This is a genomic window from Pseudomonas sp. MYb2 (genome assembly GCF_002979955.1).
In the GTDB taxonomy this organism is placed as follows: Bacteria; Pseudomonadota; Gammaproteobacteria; order Pseudomonadales; family Pseudomonadaceae; genus Aquipseudomonas.
In genome coordinates this window covers 184623-202683 of record NZ_PCQC01000009.1, presented here as the reverse complement: position 1 = coordinate 202683, position 18061 = coordinate 184623, and the positions used below count along the sequence as shown (strand labels likewise).

General features: G+C 59.2%; 13 protein-coding genes and 1 pseudogene. 5 read left to right on the top strand and 9 right to left on the bottom strand.

What is annotated here, in order from left to right; translation table 11 throughout:
• Positions 1–7 precede the first annotated feature (7 nt).
• Positions 8–2665, top strand: a complete 2658-nt coding sequence (gene pepN, locus CQ009_RS17560; RefSeq protein ID WP_105707803.1) for an aminopeptidase N — start codon at positions 8–10, stop codon at positions 2663–2665.
• A 458-nt stretch (positions 2666–3123) separates the two neighbouring features.
• Here the strand turns inward: pepN and katG are convergent, their stop codons facing one another.
• Positions 3124–5394, bottom strand: a complete 2271-nt coding sequence (gene katG / locus CQ009_RS17550; RefSeq protein WP_105707799.1) for a catalase/peroxidase HPI — start codon at positions 5392–5394, stop codon at positions 3124–3126.
• 334 nt (positions 5395–5728) lie between these two features.
• Here katG and CQ009_RS17545 point away from each other — a divergent pair, with 334 nt between their 5' ends.
• Positions 5729–7765, top strand: a complete 2037-nt coding sequence (locus tag CQ009_RS17545; RefSeq protein ID WP_105707797.1) for a TonB-dependent receptor — start codon at positions 5729–5731, stop codon at positions 7763–7765.
• A 67-nt stretch (positions 7766–7832) separates the two neighbouring features.
• Here CQ009_RS17545 and CQ009_RS17540 read toward each other — a convergent pair whose 3' ends face one another.
• Positions 7833–10043 (bottom strand): LTA synthase family protein, encoded by a 2211-nt coding sequence (locus CQ009_RS17540; RefSeq protein WP_105707794.1) that lies wholly within the window; start codon positions 10041–10043, stop codon positions 7833–7835.
• Positions 10044–10451: 408 nt separating this feature from the next.
• Between CQ009_RS17540 and CQ009_RS17535 the strand changes: the two genes are divergently transcribed.
• From CQ009_RS17535 to CQ009_RS17525, 3 genes are all read left to right on the top strand, one after another.
• Positions 10452–11468 (top strand): ABC transporter substrate-binding protein, encoded by a 1017-nt coding sequence (locus CQ009_RS17535; protein WP_105707791.1) that lies wholly within the window; start codon positions 10452–10454, stop codon positions 11466–11468.
• Positions 11469–11648: 180 nt separating this feature from the next.
• Complete coding sequence (locus CQ009_RS17530; RefSeq protein ID WP_241088752.1) at positions 11649–12185, top strand: hypothetical protein; 537 nt, start codon at positions 11649–11651, stop codon at positions 12183–12185.
• A gap of 40 nt (positions 12186–12225) precedes the next feature.
• Positions 12226–12747 carry a DUF2846 domain-containing protein gene (locus tag CQ009_RS17525; RefSeq protein ID WP_105707785.1) on the top strand — a complete coding sequence of 174 codons (522 nt, stop codon included), beginning with the start codon at positions 12226–12228 and terminating at the stop codon, positions 12745–12747.
• A gap of 109 nt (positions 12748–12856) precedes the next feature.
• Here the strand turns inward: CQ009_RS17525 and CQ009_RS17520 are convergent.
• The 7 genes and pseudogenes from CQ009_RS17520 to CQ009_RS17490 all read right to left on the bottom strand — a co-directional run.
• Positions 12857–13114 (bottom strand): annotated as a pseudogene (locus CQ009_RS17520) (MaoC/PaaZ C-terminal domain-containing protein); the annotation flags it as partial.
• Positions 13115–13287: 173 nt separating this feature from the next.
• Entirely contained in the window at positions 13288–13485 is a 198-nt protein-coding gene (locus CQ009_RS17515) for a helix-turn-helix transcriptional regulator (protein ID WP_105707783.1), read from the bottom strand.
• On the bottom strand, positions 13482–13856 hold the full coding sequence (locus tag CQ009_RS17510) for a hypothetical protein (protein ID WP_105707780.1): 375 nt from the start codon (positions 13854–13856) through the stop codon (positions 13482–13484). Before CQ009_RS17510 ends, CQ009_RS17515 begins: the two co-directional genes overlap by 4 nt.
• A 139-nt stretch (positions 13857–13995) precedes the next feature.
• Positions 13996–14475: a copper chaperone PCu(A)C gene (locus CQ009_RS17505; protein ID WP_105707777.1), complete on the bottom strand. Its 480-nt coding sequence runs from the start codon at positions 14473–14475 to the stop codon at positions 13996–13998.
• Positions 14475–15080, bottom strand: coding sequence for an SCO family protein (locus tag CQ009_RS17500; RefSeq protein WP_008079652.1), 606 nt, complete (start codon positions 15078–15080; stop codon positions 14475–14477). Before CQ009_RS17500 ends, CQ009_RS17505 begins: the two co-directional genes overlap by 1 nt.
• A gap of 156 nt (positions 15081–15236) precedes the next feature.
• Entirely contained in the window at positions 15237–16631 is a 1395-nt protein-coding gene (locus CQ009_RS17495) for an efflux transporter outer membrane subunit (RefSeq protein WP_105707775.1), read from the bottom strand.
• Between the two features lie 188 nt (positions 16632–16819).
• On the bottom strand, positions 16820–17614 hold the full coding sequence (locus CQ009_RS17490) for a helix-turn-helix transcriptional regulator (protein ID WP_064390462.1): 795 nt from the start codon (positions 17612–17614) through the stop codon (positions 16820–16822).
• Between the last annotated feature and the right edge of the window lie 447 nt (positions 17615–18061).

Below are 18061 nucleotides of genomic sequence, written 5' to 3'. Positions count from 1 at the left end.
CTTCAGCATGCGCACCGAACAACCGAAGATGATTTATCTGAAGGACTATCAGGCGCCCGAGTACCTGATCGACGAAACACACCTGACCTTCGAGTTGTTCGAGGATCACAGCCTGGTGCACGCGCAGTTGGTGATGCGCCGCAACCCGGCCCGTGGCCCGGGCCTGCCACCGCTGGTGCTCGATGGTCAGCAACTGGAGTTGCTCTCGGTGACCCTGGCCGATAAAGAGCTTGGCGCTGCTGACTATCAATTGTCCGAGAATCATCTGACCCTGCAGCCTACCGCCGAAACCTTCACGGTCGACACCAGCGTCAAGATCCACCCGGAAACCAACACCGCACTGGAAGGCCTGTACAAGTCCGGCACGATGTTCTGCACCCAGTGCGAAGCCGAAGGCTTCCGCAAGATCACCTATTACCTCGACCGCCCGGACGTGATGAGCAAGTTCACCACTACCGTGGTCGCCGAGCAGCACAGCTATCCGGTGCTGCTCTCCAACGGCAACCCGATCGCCTCGGGTCCGGGCGAAGACGGCCGGCACTGGGCGACCTGGGAAGATCCGTTCATGAAACCGGCGTACCTGTTCGCGCTGGTGGCCGGTGATTTGTGGTGCGTTGAAGACAGCTTCACCACCATGACCGACCGCAACGTCGCATTGCGCATCTACGTCGAGCCGGAAAACATCGACAAGTGCCAGCACGCGATGACCAGCCTGAAGAAGTCGATGCGCTGGGACGAAGAGGTTTACGGTCGCGAGTACGATCTGGACATCTTCATGATCGTCGCCGTCAACGATTTCAACATGGGCGCGATGGAGAACAAAGGCCTCAACATCTTCAACTCCAGCGCCGTACTGGCCCGCGCCGAAACCGCGACCGACGCCGCGCACCAGCGCGTTGAAGCGATCGTCGCACACGAATACTTCCACAACTGGTCGGGCAACCGCGTGACCTGCCGCGACTGGTTCCAGCTGTCGCTGAAGGAAGGCTTCACCGTATTCCGCGATTCCGGTTTCTCCGCCGACATGAACTCGGCCACGGTCAAGCGCATTCAGGACGTCGCCTATCTGCGTACCCATCAGTTTGCTGAAGATGCAGGTCCCATGGCCCACGCCGTGCGTCCGGACAGCTTCATCGAGATTTCCAACTTCTATACCCTGACCGTGTACGAAAAGGGTTCGGAAGTGGTTGGCATGATCCATACCTTGCTCGGCGCCGAAGGCTTCCGCAAGGGCAGCGATCTGTACTTCGATCGCCACGATGGTCAGGCAGTGACTTGCGATGACTTCATCAAGGCCATGGAAGATGCCAACGGCGTCGACCTGACCCAATTCAAGCGCTGGTACAGCCAGGCCGGTACACCGCGTCTGGCAGTGAGCGAGTCTTATGACGCCGCCGCGAAAACCTACAGCCTGACCTTCCGCCAGAGCTGCCCGGAAACCCCGGACAAAGTTGAAAAACTGCCGTTCGTGATTCCAGTCGAACTCGGCCTGCTCGACAGCAAAGGCAACGAGATTGCCCTGCGTCTTAGCGGCGAAGCAGCGGCGCAAGGCACCACCCGCGTGATCTCGGTGACCGAAGCCGAGCAGACGTTTACCTTCGTCGACATCGCCGAACAGCCGCTGCCATCGCTGCTGCGCGGCTTCTCGGCGCCGGTGAAGCTGAGCTTCCCGTACAACCGCGATCAATTGATGTTCCTGATGCAGCACGACAGCGACGGCTTCAACCGCTGGGATGCCGGTCAGCAACTGTCGGTGCAGGTCCTGCAAGAGTTGATCGGCCAGCAGCAGAAGGGCGAGAGCCTGAAACTCGATCCGCGTCTGGTCTCGGCACTGCGTACGGTGCTGTCGGACGAATCGCTGGATCAGGCGATGGTCGCTGAAATGCTCTCGCTGCCAGGTGAGGCGTACCTCACTGAAATCAGCGAAGTGGCTGACGTCGAGGCGATCCATATCGCCCGTGAGTTCGCGCGCAAGCAATTGGCCGAAGGGTTGTTCGAGGCGCTGTGGCTGCGTTATCAGGCCAACCGCGACCTGTCGAAGAAAACCCCGTATGTGGCCGAGGCCGAGCACTTTGCTCGTCGCGCGCTGCAGAACATTGCGCTGTCTTATCTGATGCTCAGTGGTAAGCCGGAAGTACTGGCGGCGGCGCTGGAGCAGTTCGAAGCGGCCGACAACATGACCGAGCGCCTGACAGCGCTGGCGGTACTGGTCAACTCACCGTTCGAAGAGCAGAAGGCGTTGGCGCTGGCCAGTTTCGCCGAGCACTTCAAGGACAACCCGCTGGTCATGGATCAGTGGTTCAGCGTGCAGGCCGGCAGCACTCTGCCAGGCGGTCTGGAGCGCGTGAAAGCGTTGATGCAGCACCCAGCGTTCAACATCAAGAACCCGAACAAGGTGCGTGCGCTGGTCGGCGCGTTCGCCGGGCAGAACCTGATCAACTTCCATGCGGCGGATGGTTCGGGTTATCGCTTCCTCGCGGATCTGGTGATTGAGTTGAACGGGTTCAACCCGCAAATCGCTTCTCGCCAATTGGCACCGCTGACGCGCTGGCGCAAATATGACGATGCGCGTCAGGCGTTGATGAAAGGCGAGCTGGAGCGGATTCGGGCGTCGGGGCAGTTGTCGAGTGATGTGTATGAGGTTGTGAGCAAGAGCCTGGCTTGATGGGCCCCTCACCCTAACCCTCTCCCAGTGAGAGAGGGGACTGACCGAGGTGTCTTTGCGCTGTCGCCGACCTGAAAGTCCGAGTCGAACTCAGAATCTGAAAAGCCCCTCACCCTAACCCTCTCCCAGAGGGAGAGGGGACTGATTGAGGTGTTTTTGCGCTATACGCCGACCTGAAAGTCCGGAGTCGAACTCAGAATCTGAAAGGCCCCTCACCCTAACCCTCTCCCAGTGGGAGAGGGGACTGACCGAGGTGTCTTTGCGCTGTACGCCGACCTGAAAGTCCGAGTCGAACTCAGGTTTTGAACGGCCCCCGATCTGCTCCCTTTCTCCCTCGCCCCCTTGGGGGGAGAGGGCTGGGGTGAGGGGGTAAGATTTATGCATCAACACAACTCCCTAAGCCGTACGCACAAAAAAACGCCGCATTAACCAATGCGGCGTTTTCATTTCCCGAAAAATTACTTCAGATCAAACCGATCCAGATTCGTCACCTTCGTCCAGGCAGCGACGAAGTCCTTAACAAACTGCTCCTTCGCATCCGAACTGGCATACACCTCGGCCAACGCCCGCAGTTGCGCATTGGAACCAAACACCAGATCAACCCTTGTCGCCGTCCATTTCACGTTCCCGCTTTTGCGGTCACGCCCTTCAAACTCATCCGCATCCCGTGAAGTCGGCTTCCACTCCACCCCCATGTCCAGCAGGTTGGTGAAGAAGTCATTGGTCAGCGCTTCAGTCTGGCTGGTGAAAACACCATGACGGGATTGCCCGACGTTGGTGTTCAACACCCGCAAACCACCGAGCAACACGGTCATTTCCGGCGCGGTCAACGTCAGCAGTTGCGCCTTGTCGATCAGCAGTGCTTCGGCCGAAACGGTGTATTTGCCTTTGCTGTAGTTGCGGAAACCATCGGCAATCGGTTCAAGGAAACCGAACGACTCGACGTCGGTCTGCTCCTGAGTGGCATCGGTACGCCCTGGATGGAACGGCACGCTAACAGAATGACCGGCGTTTTTCGCCGCTTGTTCGATGCCGGCGTTCCCGGCCAGCACGATCAGGTCGGCCAGCGAGACTTTCTTGCCGGCGGCACCACCGTTGAACTGGTTTTGAATCCCTTCAAGCGTACTCAGCACCTTGTCCAACTGCTCAGGCTGGTTGGCCTGCCAGAACTTCTGCGGTGCCAGGCGCAGACGTCCACCGTTGGCGCCACCGCGTTTGTCCGAACCACGGAACGTTGACAGTGCCGCCCAAGCCGTCGAGACCAGTTGCGAAACGGATAGGCCCGACTCAAGGATTTTGCTTTTCAGTGCCGCGGCGTCGCTGTCGTCGATCAGCGGGTGCGTGACGTCTGGAATCGGATCCTGCCAAAGCAGTTCTTCGCTCGGCAGTTCCGGGCCGAGGTAGCGGGACAGTGGGCCCATGTCGCGGTGGATCAGTTTGTACCAGGCGCGGGCGAAGGCGTCGGCCAGTTGCTCAGGGTTGGCGAGGAAACGGCGGGAGATCTGCTCATATGCCGGGTCGAAACGCAGCGCCAGGTCGGAGGTGAGCATGGTCGGCGAAAGCTTTTTGCTGGGATCATGGGCATGCGGAACGGTGCCGGCACCGCCGCCGTTTTTCGGTATCCACTGGTGTGCACCGGCAGGACTTTTGCTCAGCTCCCACTCGAAGCCGAACAGGTTTTCCAGATAGTTGTTGCTCCACTTTGTTGGCGTGGTCGTCCAGGTCACTTCGAGGCCACTGGTAATGGTGTCGGCGCCCTTGCCGGTGCCGAACGCGTTGCGCCAGCCCAGACCTTGTTCTTCGAGGCCGGCCGCTTCCGGCTCAGGCCCGACGTTGTCGGCAGGGCCGGCGCCGTGGGTTTTACCGAAGGCGTGACCGCCAGCGATCAGCGCCACGGTTTCTTCATCGTTCATGGCCATGCGGCCAAAGGTTTCGCGGATGTCGTGGGCCGAGGCCACCGGGTCCGGATTACCTTCAGGACCTTCAGGGTTAACGTAGATCAGGCCCATTTGCACGGCGGCGAGGGGGTTTTCCAGATTGCGTTCGCCCTGATCGGTGCGGCTTTCCTCTTTACCGTGCAAGTCCGGCTCGGCCACCAGTGTGCCGTCACCGGGCTCCTGCATCGGCGCCTTGTCCTTGCCATAGCGACTGTCGCCGCCGAGCCATTCGTGTTCCGAACCCCAGTAAACGTCCTCGTCCGGCTCCCACACATCGGGGCGACCACCGGAGAAGCCGAAGGTCTTGAAGCCCATGGATTCCAGCGCGACGTTACCGGTGAGGACAATCAGATCCGCCCAGGAAATGTTACGGCCATATTTCTGCTTGATCGGCCACAGCAGACGGCGGGCCTTGTCGAGGCTGACGTTATCCGGCCAGCTGTTCAGCGGCGCAAAGCGTTGCTGACCGGAGCCGGCGCCACCACGGCCATCGGCGGTGCGATAGGTGCCGGCGCTGTGCCAGGCCATGCGCACGAAGAGAGGGCCGTAGTGCCCGAAGTCGGCCGGCCACCAGTCCTGAGAGTCGGTCATCAATGCGGTGAGGTCTTGTTTCAGCGCCTGGAAATCCAGGCTCTTGAAGGCTTTGGCGTAGTCGAAATCCTTGCCCAGCGGGTCGGACTTGGGCGAATGCTGGCTGAGGATTTTCAGGTTGAGTTGATTCGGCCACCAGTCACGGTTCGTCGTACCACCACCGGCGGCGTGGTTGAACGGGCATTTCGATTCGTTTGCCATGTTCGGGTCCTTATCAGGTCTGCTACGGCCGGCTCGTGCCGACTTCGGACTAGTAAGGCTAGACCCGACTTGGAGAGTCAGCTAATAGGCCGACTATTGGAGGGTTATAGGCAAAGTCTTTCAGCGTTTTTCGGAGCACTTCACGGATCAGCCGATAGCGACTGCCTGCTTGAAACATGCGTTGTTGAGCCTCTGCAAAAAACAAAAAGTGAAAATCGGGATGACAGGAAGAAATGTTATTGTATAACATAAAATTCGTTTCATTCTGTTTCTACCAGCGTTAAAGCAAAACGCTGGCAGCGATCCTCACTATTCAGCGCATGGAAATTTTGCAATGCCTGCCCGTTCCCACCCCCTGCAACGACGCCTCAATCCGTTGGCTGCGGCGCTGCTTTTTGCAGCGCCGGTGTTCGCCGCCGACACCCTCGAGCTGCAACCGCAAGTCATCACCGGCAATCCGCTCGGCAGCCAGACACTCGCTTCGCCATCGACGGTGCTCAGCGGCGACGACCTCACGTTTCAACAGAAGGGCAGCCTCGGTGAAACCCTGAACAAGCAACCCGGCGTGTCCTCGTCGTACTTCGGTCCGGGTGCGAGCCGGCCGATCATTCGCGGTCAGGACGGTGACCGCATCCGCATCCTGCGCAACGGCGTCGGCGCGCTGGATGCTTCGTCGCTGTCTTACGATCACGCGGTGCCGCTGGACCCGGTCAACATCGAGCGTGTTGAAATCATCCGGGGCCCAGCAGCCCTGCTATACGGCGGCAGCGCCATTGGCGGAGTGGTCAACACTTTTGATAACCGCATTCCGACCGAGGCTATCGACGGAATCCATGGCGCCGGTGAGTTGCGCTACGGCGGTGCCGACACCACGCGAAGCAGCGCCGGCAAACTCGAGGCCGGTAACGGTCAGTTCGCCTTGCACCTGGACGCCAGTGCCCGCGAGTTCAATGATCTGAAAATCCCCGGTTACGCGAAAACCGCTGGCGAACGCGCAAACGACGACGGCGACTCGAAAAAGCATCGACTGGCCAACAGCGATGGTCGCCAGGACGGCGGCGCGGTGGGCGGGTCTTACACTTGGGATGACGGATACGCCGGACTGTCCTACAGCAACTACGACTCCAATTACGGTTCGCCCGCTGAACAAGACGTGCGCATCCGCATGCAACAGGAGCACTACGCCTTCGCCTCGGAGATACGCAATCTCGATGGGCCATTCAGCTCGATCAAACTGGATGCCGGTTACACCGATTACGAGCATCGCGAAATCGAAGGTGGCGAGGTCGGTACGACGTTCAAGAACAAAGGTTACGAGGCGCGTGTCGAAGCGCGGCATCAGCCATTGGGGCCGTTCAACGGTGTGATCGGTGCGCAGGTCAGCCGCAACGAGTTCTCGGCACTCGGCGAAGAAGCGTTCGTGCCGCAGACCGATACCGATGCCGCTGCGCTGTTCATTCTTGAAGAGTTGCAAGCCACCGACCGACTGCTGTTCACCCTCGGCGGACGCCTTGAGCACACCACGGTCGATCCGGATGCAAAAGGTAACGAACGTTTTGCCAACGCCGACCGCTCCAGCAGTTTCACCGCTGGCAGTCTTTCCTCTGGCGCGGTGTACACGCTGACGCCAGTCTGGTCGGTGGCTGCGACGCTGGGCTACACAGAGCGCGCCCCGACGTTTTATGAGCTTTACGCCAACGGTGCCCACGTCGCGACCGGCACCTATGAAGTCGGTGATGCCGGGCTGTCGAAAGAAAAAGCCGTGTCCAGCGATCTGGCGTTGCGTTTTGATAACGGCACGCACAAGGGCAGTGTCGGTGTGTTCTACAGCCACTTCTCCAATTACATCGGCTTGCTCGGCACGGGCCGAACGCTGAATGACGAAGGCGAGGAAGACGCAGACGGCATCCCTGAATACACGTATTCCGGCGTACGAGCGCGCTTCAGCGGTATTGAAGCGCAGGATCGCTGGACACTTGGCGAAAACGCCTTGGGCAAGTTTGCCCTGGAACTGTCCGGCGACTACACCCGCGCGAAGAACCTCGATACCGGCGAAGACTTGCCGCGCATCGCGCCGCTGCGGTTGAACAGCGGGCTGCTGTGGGAGCTGGACAAGTGGCAGGCGCGCATCGATGTTGAACACGCCAGTTCACAGCATCGCGTGCCGACTAACGAAAGCAGCACCGATGGCTACACGACGCTGGGCGCCAATGTCGGGTATCACTTTGATGTCGGCCAGAGCCAATGGCTGGCCTTCGTCAATGCCGAGAACCTGACCAATCAAACCGTGCGTTACGCCAGTTCGATTCTGCGCGACATTGCGCCGGCAGAAGGGCGCAGCATTCAGGTCGGGTTGCGCACAACGTTCTGATAATCACTGATTGCCACTGTAGGAGCTGTCGCGGCCCGAGCCTGCGGCAGCTCCTACACAGACGTTGTCAGGTGGATTGGGCCGTGTCGTCCTCCGGCACGTCGTCAAGAATGTCCTCTTGTCCCGGCAATTCCGTAATCACACTGAAATCCGTCACTTCAACCGCGCCCAGGCCATAACCCAGCAAATGGAAAGAAAATGCTTTGCGCTCTTGCGGGTTGTCGAAGCTGAAGTTCATTTGCAGTGGCTGCTCGGCGGTTGCGACCATCTCCTGCGGCAGACCGATCTGCACATCCTGTTCAAACTCCTTGGCCTTGAGCTGAATGTACGCGGCCTGCTGCGGATCGACCGAGCGCACGGTCAGGCGTACGCGGGTGTGCGAGCCTTTGGGCATTTCCAGGTATTGCGCGCCGATCAGGTTGTCGGCCCAGTCATCCTTGATCTGCGCTTGCAGCGGGATAACGTTGGTGCTGCCGAACTGATAGCGATGATTGAGCGGTGTGCGCAGCAGCGAAAGGTCGAGGGCATTGGCGCGGGCGGCGATCTGCCGGGCCGGGTGGCCGCTGTAGTTACCTTTATAGAGGGCATTTTCGGCGATGAACCCGGCGCTTTCGTAGTAGCGGCAGCGACGCGGCATGTCGCACTCGGAAAAGATCCCCTGACCGTTGTGATAGCGCAGCTTGCCGTTGGTGAACGACATGATTTCGCGGCCGCTGTCGTAATCGCGAAACAGCGAGCGACCGCTCAGCGCGGAAGGCACCGGCAAATCGAAGTAATCGAGAATCGACGTACTCAGATCGACGTGGCCATAAACGCCTTTGTTCAGTCGTGGCAGTTGCGCTTGCTCCGGCGCCAGGGTCAGATTGAAGCCCCACGAAGAAGCCAGTCGCACGCCGTCGATGCCGTGGGATTCGTCCGAGGTGATCACCACCAGCGTATCTTTCAGAACGCCTTGGCGTTCGAGGCCGCTTAGAAACTGCTCCAGCGCATCGTCGAGATAACCGACGGCGGCCTGTTTTGGCGTTTCGAAGCGCTCCAGATATTCCTCGGGCGCGGAGTAGGGCTGATGGGTGCCGACGGTCAGTAACGTCAGCATCCACGGCTTTTTCTGCTTTTTCAGTTCGCCGACATAGTCCAGCGCGCCCTCGAAAAATGCCTTGTCATCCTTGCCCCACGGGAACTCCAGATAGTTGCTGTTGGTGAACCACTCCAGACCGTGCGTCGCATCGAAACCGATGTGCGGCATGATCTTGTCTTTGGCCATGAAGCGCAGGCCGGCACCTTGCAGATAGTGCGTGCTGAAGCCGTGTTCACGCAGTTGCGCCGGCAGGCAGGCCTGATTGCGCTCGTTGAGGGTCAGCATCTCCACGCCTTTGGGCGTGCCGTTGTTGAGCTTGTCATAATCGCCGCAGAGCATCGCGTACAGACCGCGAATGGTCTGATGGGTATGCAGCACGTAATCCGGGGTGTTCATGCCGCGCTCGGCCCAGCGACTGAGGTTGGGCATCAGGTCTTCCTGATAATGACTGCCGATGGCTTCGCGGTTGGCGCGGATGTAGGCACCGGGAATGCCTTCCAGGGCGATGATCAGTACGTTGCGCGCTTGCCCAGGGGCGGCCAGCAGTTTCTGCCCGTTGAGGTCGACGTCGGTGAGACCGGCCATGGCCGGCGCGGGTTCTTCGACATCGCCGTCCAGCCATTCCTCGCCCCGAATCTGCAGATCGGCGACCTCAGTAGCCAGCAACTGGTGCGGCAGGTTGTACTGGCGCCACGGATCCGCTTCACTCGGCCACAGGTTCTGCGCGCCCCAGTGCGCGGCGAACAACACCAGCGGTGCGCTCCAGGCGGCGCGTGGCAGGGGCGGGCGCGGTAGATCGCGGTTGGCAAACCGGGTTGCTAACCAGAACAGCAGGGCCAGCAGCAAGGTGATACCCAGCGCCGGATGCGCCAGCCCGCCACCGGTGGAATTTTCCACGAACTGCGGATCGATCAGGTAATGAATATCCGAAGGCGTCGGCAGACGCCCGACGGCGCTGACCAGTTCAGCGGTCGCCACGGCCAGCAGTCCCCAGAACAGCAACACCGGCAAGGCCAGCCACCACGCCCGGCGATGCAGCAACACGACCAGCAGGCTGCCAATGGCCAGGTCCGACAAATAACCCAGAGGTGCCGACCAGCCCAGTGCCGCACGCAGGCACACCGGCACAATCAGCACGAGAAATATCAACGAAAAGAGGCGGGCATGCGGCTGCCGCAACCGGTTAAAAAGAGCGCTCACAAAAAAGACCTTCCAGCCATTAAGTCGTCATAAAAGTGTGCTCGATGATACCAAGGGTGGGCTGTCTGATCGCCCTTTTAAACGCTCGACTGATGCGCTGGTGCGCGAGCTCTCGAAGGTGACGTCGCGCCTGCAGCCCTGATCGGCCCTCGGGTCAAACGGCAATCGGCGATATTGCTACCGACGGATTTATTGTTTCAGGCTGTTTATGCCGCCAAATCATCACCGGTATCCAATGTACGAACAGCGCAACGCTGCGATCTTTCTAAACCTCGGAATCAAAAGCCCGCAGGCTCATTGCGCTCAACAACCCGTGCTATCGATATGCGATAAAGATATTTAATTTCTATTTTTTATAGCGATAAAGTCAGGCCTTTCAGCACACCACCCCCATGCTGCGAGGTTGTCATGGCCACACCGTTCAAACGTTCCGCACTGACTCTGTTGGCCGCTTCCCTGGCCGCGAGTGCCTTGTTCAGCACCGGCGCTCAAGCTGAGGGCAAGATCAGCATCGCTCAACAATTCGGCATCGGTTACCTGATTCTCGATGTGGTGCGCGACCAGAACCTCATCGAAAAACACGGCAAAGAGCAGGGTCTCGACATCAAGGTCGACTGGAACAGCATTTCCGGCGCCACGGCGATGAACGAAGCATTGCTCACGGGATCGCTCGACGTGGTGTCTGCCGGCGTGCCGCCGATGCTCACCGTGTGGGATCGCACCAAAGGCAAACAGAACGTCAAAGCCATCGCCGCACTGGGCTCAATGCCCAACTATCTGCTGACCAACAATCCGAACATCAAGACCCTCAAGGACTTCACTGACAAGGACCGGATTGCCGTGCCTGCCGCCGGCGTGGGCTTCCAGTCGCGCACCTTGCAGATCGAAACCGCCAAGGAATTCGGCGACGCGCAGTACAAGAAATTCGACGATATCTCGGTCAGCCTGCCGCACCCCGATGCGACGGCTGCGCTGATTGCCGGCGGCTCTGAGATCAACTCGCACTTCTCCAGCCCACCGTTCCAGTACCAGGCGTTGCAGAATCCTAACGTGCACAAAGTGCTGAGCTCCTATGACGTGCTTGGCGGCCAGGCGACGTTCAACGTGCTGTACACCACGGAAAAATTCCACGACGAAAACCCGAAAACCTACAAGGCGTTCTATGACGCGTTGGCCGAGGCCGAGAAGATCATCAAGGCTGACAAGCCGGCGGCGGCTCAGGCGTACATTCGTGTCGAGCAGTCGAAACTGCCGCTGGCCCTGGTCGAGCAAATCGTCAAGGATCCGGAAATCGATTTCACCGTGGTGCCGCAGCGCACCTTCATCTATGCCGAGAAGTTGCAGGAGCTGGGCGTGCTGAAGAACAAGGCCGACAGCTGGAAGGATTATTTCTTTGAAGAGGCGCATGACGGCGCGGGTAGTTGAGCGAATGGCATGAAGCCTCAAGAATCATCTTCACCGGGCGATACCAGTGGTCAACGTGCGCCGAATCATCTGATTCGGCGCAACGCATGGATTTTTTGACAGGCACGGTATTAAAGAATGCTACGGAAAGTTTGCAGCACATTGGCAACCTGGGGGGCTATCACTCTGAGTGTTGCCGTATTGAACGGGTGCACGACGGCGCGATACGACGGTCAACGCGCGCCGGATCCGGCCAAGGCTGTGATTATCGGCTCCATCACCGAAGGCTATCTGACTCAGCCGCACGGCCTGACGGTCAACATCAAACAGCAGGGAGAGCCAGACACAGCCATTACCCTGACCACGCTGTACAACGAAGACGACCAGCCGTCCCCGAACCTGCTGGGGCATCTGTTCATGTACGAGGTGCCGCCAGGACGCTACGAATTCATCGATTGGAACTATCAGTTCTATATGGGGCACGCCGTTGCCCGGCCGTCCTCGACGGTATTCACCGTGAAGGCAGGGCAGACGCTTTACATCGGTAATCTCTACGCCAATGCGCTGACGTACTGTTTGTCCAACGTCAATGATGCCGAAGAAACCGTCGAGCGCCTCAAGGGCAAATACCCGATCCTGCAAAGCCGCACGATCATCAATCTGACCTCCGAAAGCGCCTTCAAACCGTGGCCCACCTCTGATGCCAAAGACAACGGCAAAGGGCTTTGCGTTTTTTGAAGCACTATCGGCCGGGCACTTTTTTCCAAGGAATAAATTGATGAATCGCACCGCACTACTTTGGGTTGGCCTGCTGGCCAGCCTGACCCTGCTCAGCGGCTGTGCCGCCGGGCCTGATTTGAAGGGACAACCATTTTTTACTGCAGTGGAAAAGGCGCAACCGGAGCAGGCGACACTGTACTTCTATCGGCCTGCCGCGAGTGTCGGTTACTTCGTGACCCCGACGATTACGATCAATGGAAACGCCGTCGGAGTTTTACCTTCCGGCGGGTTTTTCCGGACAACCGTGCCGGCCGGTTCCTACCGGATCGAGTCGACTACTCCGCCATTTGTCAACAGCAGCGTCAACAAACGCTTCGACTTGAACGTCGAAAGCGGCCATGTCTATTTCATCGCCGATGAGACCAGTTCCCGGGCGTTCAGCGATGACCATGCGCTGGGTGAAGTGAACGACGCCTATTATTCGGGCGCGCATTTCTACTTCCGTTATGCATTGGTACCTGCGGAAGAAGCGTTGCGGACGATCAAGTGGTGTCAGCAGGTGCCAGTGGCCGTCAAGTGATATTCGAAAACGGCAGAACCCGGTCAGTGTTCTGCCAATTCGTCTCGGTGTTGTGCTACTGGCTGGTCCTTGCTTCAGCGCCGAACTCCTGGAGCTTATGGAGGCGCGGTCACGCCACCTCTTCGCGCTTCACCACCAGCGTCAAAATGTCATAACTGGCCACCAGCTCCCCGAGCTGGTCGGTGACTTCCACATCCCACGCCACCACCCCTTGCGCAATGCCTTGCGGGCTCTTCTTGCCCTGGTCGATCTTGCGTCTGCAGGTCAGGCGCGCCTGGATGGTGTCGCCGATACCGACCGGGTTGATGAAACGCAGAGTGTCGAGGCCATAGTTGGCCAACACCGGGCCGGGGGCGGCGGAAACGAACGGGAGTTTGGTCGAACCGTGATCGAGGCTTACACCGAGCTGAAATCCGTGTGCATCGCCCACTGACCTCAAACCCTGTAGGAGCTGCGGCACGCTGCGATCTTTTGATTTTGATTTTCAAGAAGCAGGATCAAAAGATCGCAGCGTGCCGCAGCTCCTACAGGGGGATCGTGTCAGGCTTCACCGTCGTCGAAGATGCTTTCTATGGGCATTTCAAATGTCCGGGCGATCTGGAACGCCAGCGGCAAACTCGGATCGTAGCGTTCGTTTTCGATCGCATTGATGGTCTGGCGCGACACGTTCAGGCGTTCCGCCAGATCGGCCTGTGACCACTTGCGCTCGGCGCGCAGTTCCTTGAGGCGATTTTTCATTGGTAGCGGCGTCGCGCAATCTGTAGTCCAAGAATCCACATCAGACCCATCACCGGCCACACGCACGTCCAGGGAATGTGCGGCGCGCCGACGTTTTCCAGAAAACCGTAGCTGAAGGTCAACAGTGCCGAGGCGGCGAAGGCGAAGCCCAGCGCTTCGAACTGGATGCGCAGATGCATTTCGTCCATGCGCCGCATATTGCGCACGATGGCCCAGCACATCAGGCCTGCCGGAAGGATCGGGGTCAGTGCCACCACGGATCGCAGAAAAATGTTGGCGTCCAGCAGGTATTGGCTGGCGATCAGGGAAAGGCTCAACACCAGCACGTAGAGAACCAATGCGGCGCCCAGTTCGAGGTAGTAGCGGTTCATTCTTCACTTCCTATGTAAAAGACCTTTTACATCCTCGCTGAAGCATTCCTTGATGTAAAGCACGCTTTCCATCAGTTCAAAAAAACGGGGCGGCATGATCATCAATCATGCCGCCCCGCAGGTGTTTCAGTCAGTCAGATCAGTGCATTTTGCTGTGATCGTGACCTTCCATGTTGGTCAGCGCGCGAACCGGCGCTTTGACTTCGATGGTTTCTTTCTCGCCTTTGGCGTTCTCGACGGTCAGGGTCAGCGGCACGCTTTCGCCTTCCTTGAGCTGACCGGTCAGGCCCATCAGCATCACGTGGTAGCCGTTCGGATCTAGCTTGACGGCTTTGCCGGCTGGCAGCTCGACGAACTTCACCGGGCCCATGCTCATGACGTCATTCTTCATGGTCATTTCGTGGATCTGCACGTCTTTGGCCGCGGGTGTTGCGACGCTGAGCAACTTGCTGTCGCTGTCGGCGGTCAGGGTCATGAATGCACCGCTGGCGGACTGGGTCGGCACGGTGGCACGAACCCAGGCATCGTCGACTTTGGTCGCTGCAGTCGCCTGGAATGCCAGACCCAGCAGAGAAAAACCGATGACAGCGCGTTTGATGTGGTTCAGAACAGGTTGCATCAGCAAACCTCCATAACAGTAAGCAAATCTTCCGTGCATTGTTCTGCCGAAAGCGAGGTGGACAGACCCAGGCGCAAGCCGCCGTTGGAGTCATAAACGTAGCTGGTGGCGGTGTGCGAGATGGTGTAGGTGTCGCCGGCCGGGACTTTCTCGTAGAACACGTCGAATTCCTTGGCCGTGGCCGCGGTTTCCTCAAGCGTGCCGTACAGCGCAACGAAGGTCGGATCGAAGGCCTTCATGTAGGCGTCGAGGATTTCCGGCGTGTCGCGCTCTGGATCGAGGCTGATGAAGATCACCTGCAAACGGTCGCCATCGGCGCCCATCAGCTTCTTGATTTTCGCCGCGCGGGCAAGGGTGGTCGGGCAGACTGCCGGGCACTGGGTGAAACCGAAGAACACCATCGGCATCATGCCGCGAAAGCTCGACAGCGTCATGGTTTCGCCATCGGTGTTCTTCAGTTTGAAGGTGCGCCCCATGATCTTGTTACTCAGATCCTTGCCGTACTTGTACGACAGTTGGCCGCGGGTGTCGCAGCCGGCGAGCAGGCCGAGCCCGAGCACGCCCATTCCCGCAAGCACCTTGCGGCGAGTCAACAAAGCCGTCATCTAATACCGCCTTTTGCAGCCCGTCAGTCGGCAGGACTGGCGGGGGGTTAACCGTAAAAGCGGCGCATGATACCAAACTGAGACCAGACGACGGCTGCGGATCGCCGTGCGGTGTGGGATCGAGCGACAAAAGGTGTAAGAAAAAGTGACGTAGGCTCACTGCACGCGCGATTCATCTCCCCGCCAGCCGCCGCCCAGCGCGGTGTAAAGGTTGACCTCGGCGACCAGTTGCGCGAGGCGGTCGGTGATCAATCCTTGTTGCGAACTGAACAGCGAGCGCTGCGCATCGAGGAACGTCAGGCTGCTGTCGACACCGTTCTTGTAACGATTCTGCGCGAGGTTGTAATAGGTCTGCGTGGCCTCGACCAGATCGCGTTGCGCCTGCAATTGCTGCTGATAGGTGGCGCGCGCCGCCAGCCCGTCGGCGACTTCCTGAAACGCCGTTTGAATCGATTTTTCGTATTCGGCGACGGCGACGTCTTTCTGCAATTTCGAATAATCGAGGCTTGCGCGCAGGCTGCCGGCGTTGAAGATCGGCAGGCTGATCTGCGGCTGAAACGTCCAGGCACCCGAGCCGCCGCCAAACAGTCCGGAAAGGTCGCGACTGGACGTGCCGGCGTTCGCCGTCAGGCTGACACTGGGGAAAAACGCCGCCCGCGCCGCACCGATATTGGCGTTGGCGGCTTTGAGTTTGTATTCGGCCTGGAGAATGTCCGGGCGTCGTTGCAGTAAGTCCGAGGGTAAGCCGGCGGGCAGTTGCTCGACCAGATCACTGGCCAGTGGTTGCCCGGGCAAGGACGGCGACACCGGTGTGCCGACCAGCAAGGTCAGGCTGTTGAGATCCTGCGCGACCTGGCGCTGATAGCGCGCCAGATTGGCCCGTGAACTGTCGACGCTGGTTTGCGCCTGAGCCTGTTCCAGTGCCGAAGATTTGCCAGCATCGCGATTGCGCGTGGTCAGGTGCAGGCTCTGCTCGTCGGCGACGAGGGTGTCGCGGGTCAGCTCCAGCAGTTCCTGGTCGGCGCGCCACGTCAGGTAGGCATTGGCGACGTTGGCCACCAGACTCAATTGCGCACTGCGCCGCGCCTGCTCGGTCGCCAGCCAGCTTTGCAGCGCCTGCTCGCTGAGACTGCGCACCCGGCCGAAGAAATCCAGTTCGTAGGCACTGATGCCGAGGTTGACCGCGTAGGTTGAATTGATCAGCGCTTTGCCTTGGGTCACGCTCGGCGGCATGCGCTGGCGTGATTCGCTGGCATTGGCCGACACCGCCGGGTACAGGTCGGCACGCTGAATGCGGTACTGCGCCTGGAACGCTTCGACGTTGAGCGCCGCGACGCGCAGGTCGCGGTTGTTGACCAAGGCGCTTTCGATCAGTTGCTGCAGGGCAGGGTCGTTGAACAGCGTGCGCCAGTCTTCGCTGGACGTTGCTGCCTGCGTTGGCTGCGGATATTGCGCGGCAACCGGTGAAGCGGGCCGCTGGTAGTCGGGTATCAAGGAGCAGCCGGCCATCAGCATAGCTAAGGACAGCAGAGAAAATCGCAACGTCAACATCAAACAGCCTCGTTCATGAAAGAGCGGATGCCTGGAGTGAATAACCCGTAAGCCAGACCCTCCCCCCGTAGGAGCTGCGGCACGCTGCGATCTTTTGATCTTGTTCTTGAAAAGGCAGGATCAAAAGATCGCAGCGTGCCGCAGCTCCTACAGGGGGGAGGGAAGTCAGTGGGGGATTTTGAACAGGCTCAGGCCCCGGCCATCCATTTCGCCAGCCCATGTCGGCCACTGACCCCCAGTTTCGCGGTGGCGCGCTTGAGATAGGTCTCGATCGAACTGTTCTTGACCCTTAACTGTTGCGCCATCTGCGGCACCGTGCCACCGGTCAGGAGCCCCAGGCACACCTCCTTTTCGCGCACCGAGAGCACAATGCCGCTCAGCCCCAGGCGCTCATCAAATACCTGCGCCAGCGGGGCCTGATCCAGTTCAGCCAATGGCTGGCGCGGTTGTCGGGCGAGGATTTGCCGACTGATCTGCGCATGGCGCTCGATCAGCGGCAGCAAGGTGTCGGAGAGGCTCTTGAGAAATGACAGTTCCGGCAGGGAAAACACGCGCTGGGTGTGTGGTCGGAAAAACGAGATGACGCATCGGCGATTCGAGGTGCGCGAGACCAGATTGCACTGGTGGACGCTGTGCTGCGGATGGCGTGGCTGGAGCGAGGCTTTCAGTTGGATCAACAGTGAGTCGTTCATCTCGATCATCTTCTGCAACAACGGATGATCGTCCGGTCGCTGCAACGGGGCGGGCGGCGGGAAGGTCTGCACTTGGCCGGCGCTGCCCAACGGCTTGATCTCGACCACGCTGGCCTGACGCTCATCCAGCGTCCACTCGCTCAGATCGACACGGTTGACCGGTACCAGCGTGTCGACCAGCTGGAACATGTTGGTGGCGAAGTGATCGTCGCCCGTGCTTGCAATCAGTTCTCCCAGTTGCCAATAAAAAAGCGGGTTTTCCATGTTGCGAATGCTGCCGGTCAGATTCATATCCTTGTCATCCCTGGTTCAGAGCCATCACTGAATCGTCTGCCGTCTGTGTAAAAGCCGCCCACGCAGTCATTTCTCCTTGAACATGATCCGGAGCAGGATTTAAGCCTATGGATTTGTCCTACGTCTGTAGGGGAAAACAGGGACACAAAGTGCCACTATTTTTGAATCCTGGCGCCGGGGTTCTGGCGGGGCCGATGAGCGGCGACGGGTCGCAAGTGACTGTTCAGTCATGCAGAGGCCGCGAAAACCGGGGATTGGCCAAGGCCGATCGGCGGCGTTCAGGCAAATGGCGGCGTTGCTATGTGGTTCTTTTCCTACAAGCTTTTCAGAATTTCCTCTCCGAACTTGTAGGCAGTGCCTGCGCTTACCGCGACAGCAAGATCAAACAGGCGCGTGCAGACGTTGTGGTTGTCCGGGTTTCAGGTGTCATGTCGGTGCCGGGGC

What these genes read in the sequence shown, in the direction of transcription:
- CQ009_RS17510 (WP_105707780.1), bottom strand. Translation starts at nt 13,856, where the DNA reads ATGAACCGCTACTACCTCGAACTGGGCGCCGCATTGGTTCTCTACGTG.
- katG (WP_105707799.1), bottom strand. Translation starts at nt 5,394, where the DNA reads ATGGCAAACGAATCGAAATGCCCGTTCAACCACGCCGCCGGTGGTGGT.
- CQ009_RS17490 (WP_064390462.1), bottom strand. Translation starts at nt 17,614, where the DNA reads ATGAATCTGACCGGCAGCATTCGCAACATGGAAAACCCGCTTTTTTAT.
- CQ009_RS17535 (WP_105707791.1), top strand. Translation starts at nt 10,452, where the DNA reads ATGGCCACACCGTTCAAACGTTCCGCACTGACTCTGTTGGCCGCTTCC.
- CQ009_RS17545 (WP_105707797.1), top strand. Translation starts at nt 5,729, where the DNA reads ATGCCTGCCCGTTCCCACCCCCTGCAACGACGCCTCAATCCGTTGGCT.
- CQ009_RS17525 (WP_105707785.1), top strand. Translation starts at nt 12,226, where the DNA reads ATGAATCGCACCGCACTACTTTGGGTTGGCCTGCTGGCCAGCCTGACC.
- CQ009_RS17505 (WP_105707777.1), bottom strand. Translation starts at nt 14,475, where the DNA reads ATGCAACCTGTTCTGAACCACATCAAACGCGCTGTCATCGGTTTTTCT.
- CQ009_RS17495 (WP_105707775.1), bottom strand. Translation starts at nt 16,631, where the DNA reads ATGTTGACGTTGCGATTTTCTCTGCTGTCCTTAGCTATGCTGATGGCC.
- CQ009_RS17500 (WP_008079652.1), bottom strand. Translation starts at nt 15,080, where the DNA reads ATGACGGCTTTGTTGACTCGCCGCAAGGTGCTTGCGGGAATGGGCGTG.
- pepN (WP_105707803.1), top strand. Translation starts at nt 8, where the DNA reads ATGCGCACCGAACAACCGAAGATGATTTATCTGAAGGACTATCAGGCG.
- CQ009_RS17515 (WP_105707783.1), bottom strand. Translation starts at nt 13,485, where the DNA reads ATGAAAAATCGCCTCAAGGAACTGCGCGCCGAGCGCAAGTGGTCACAG.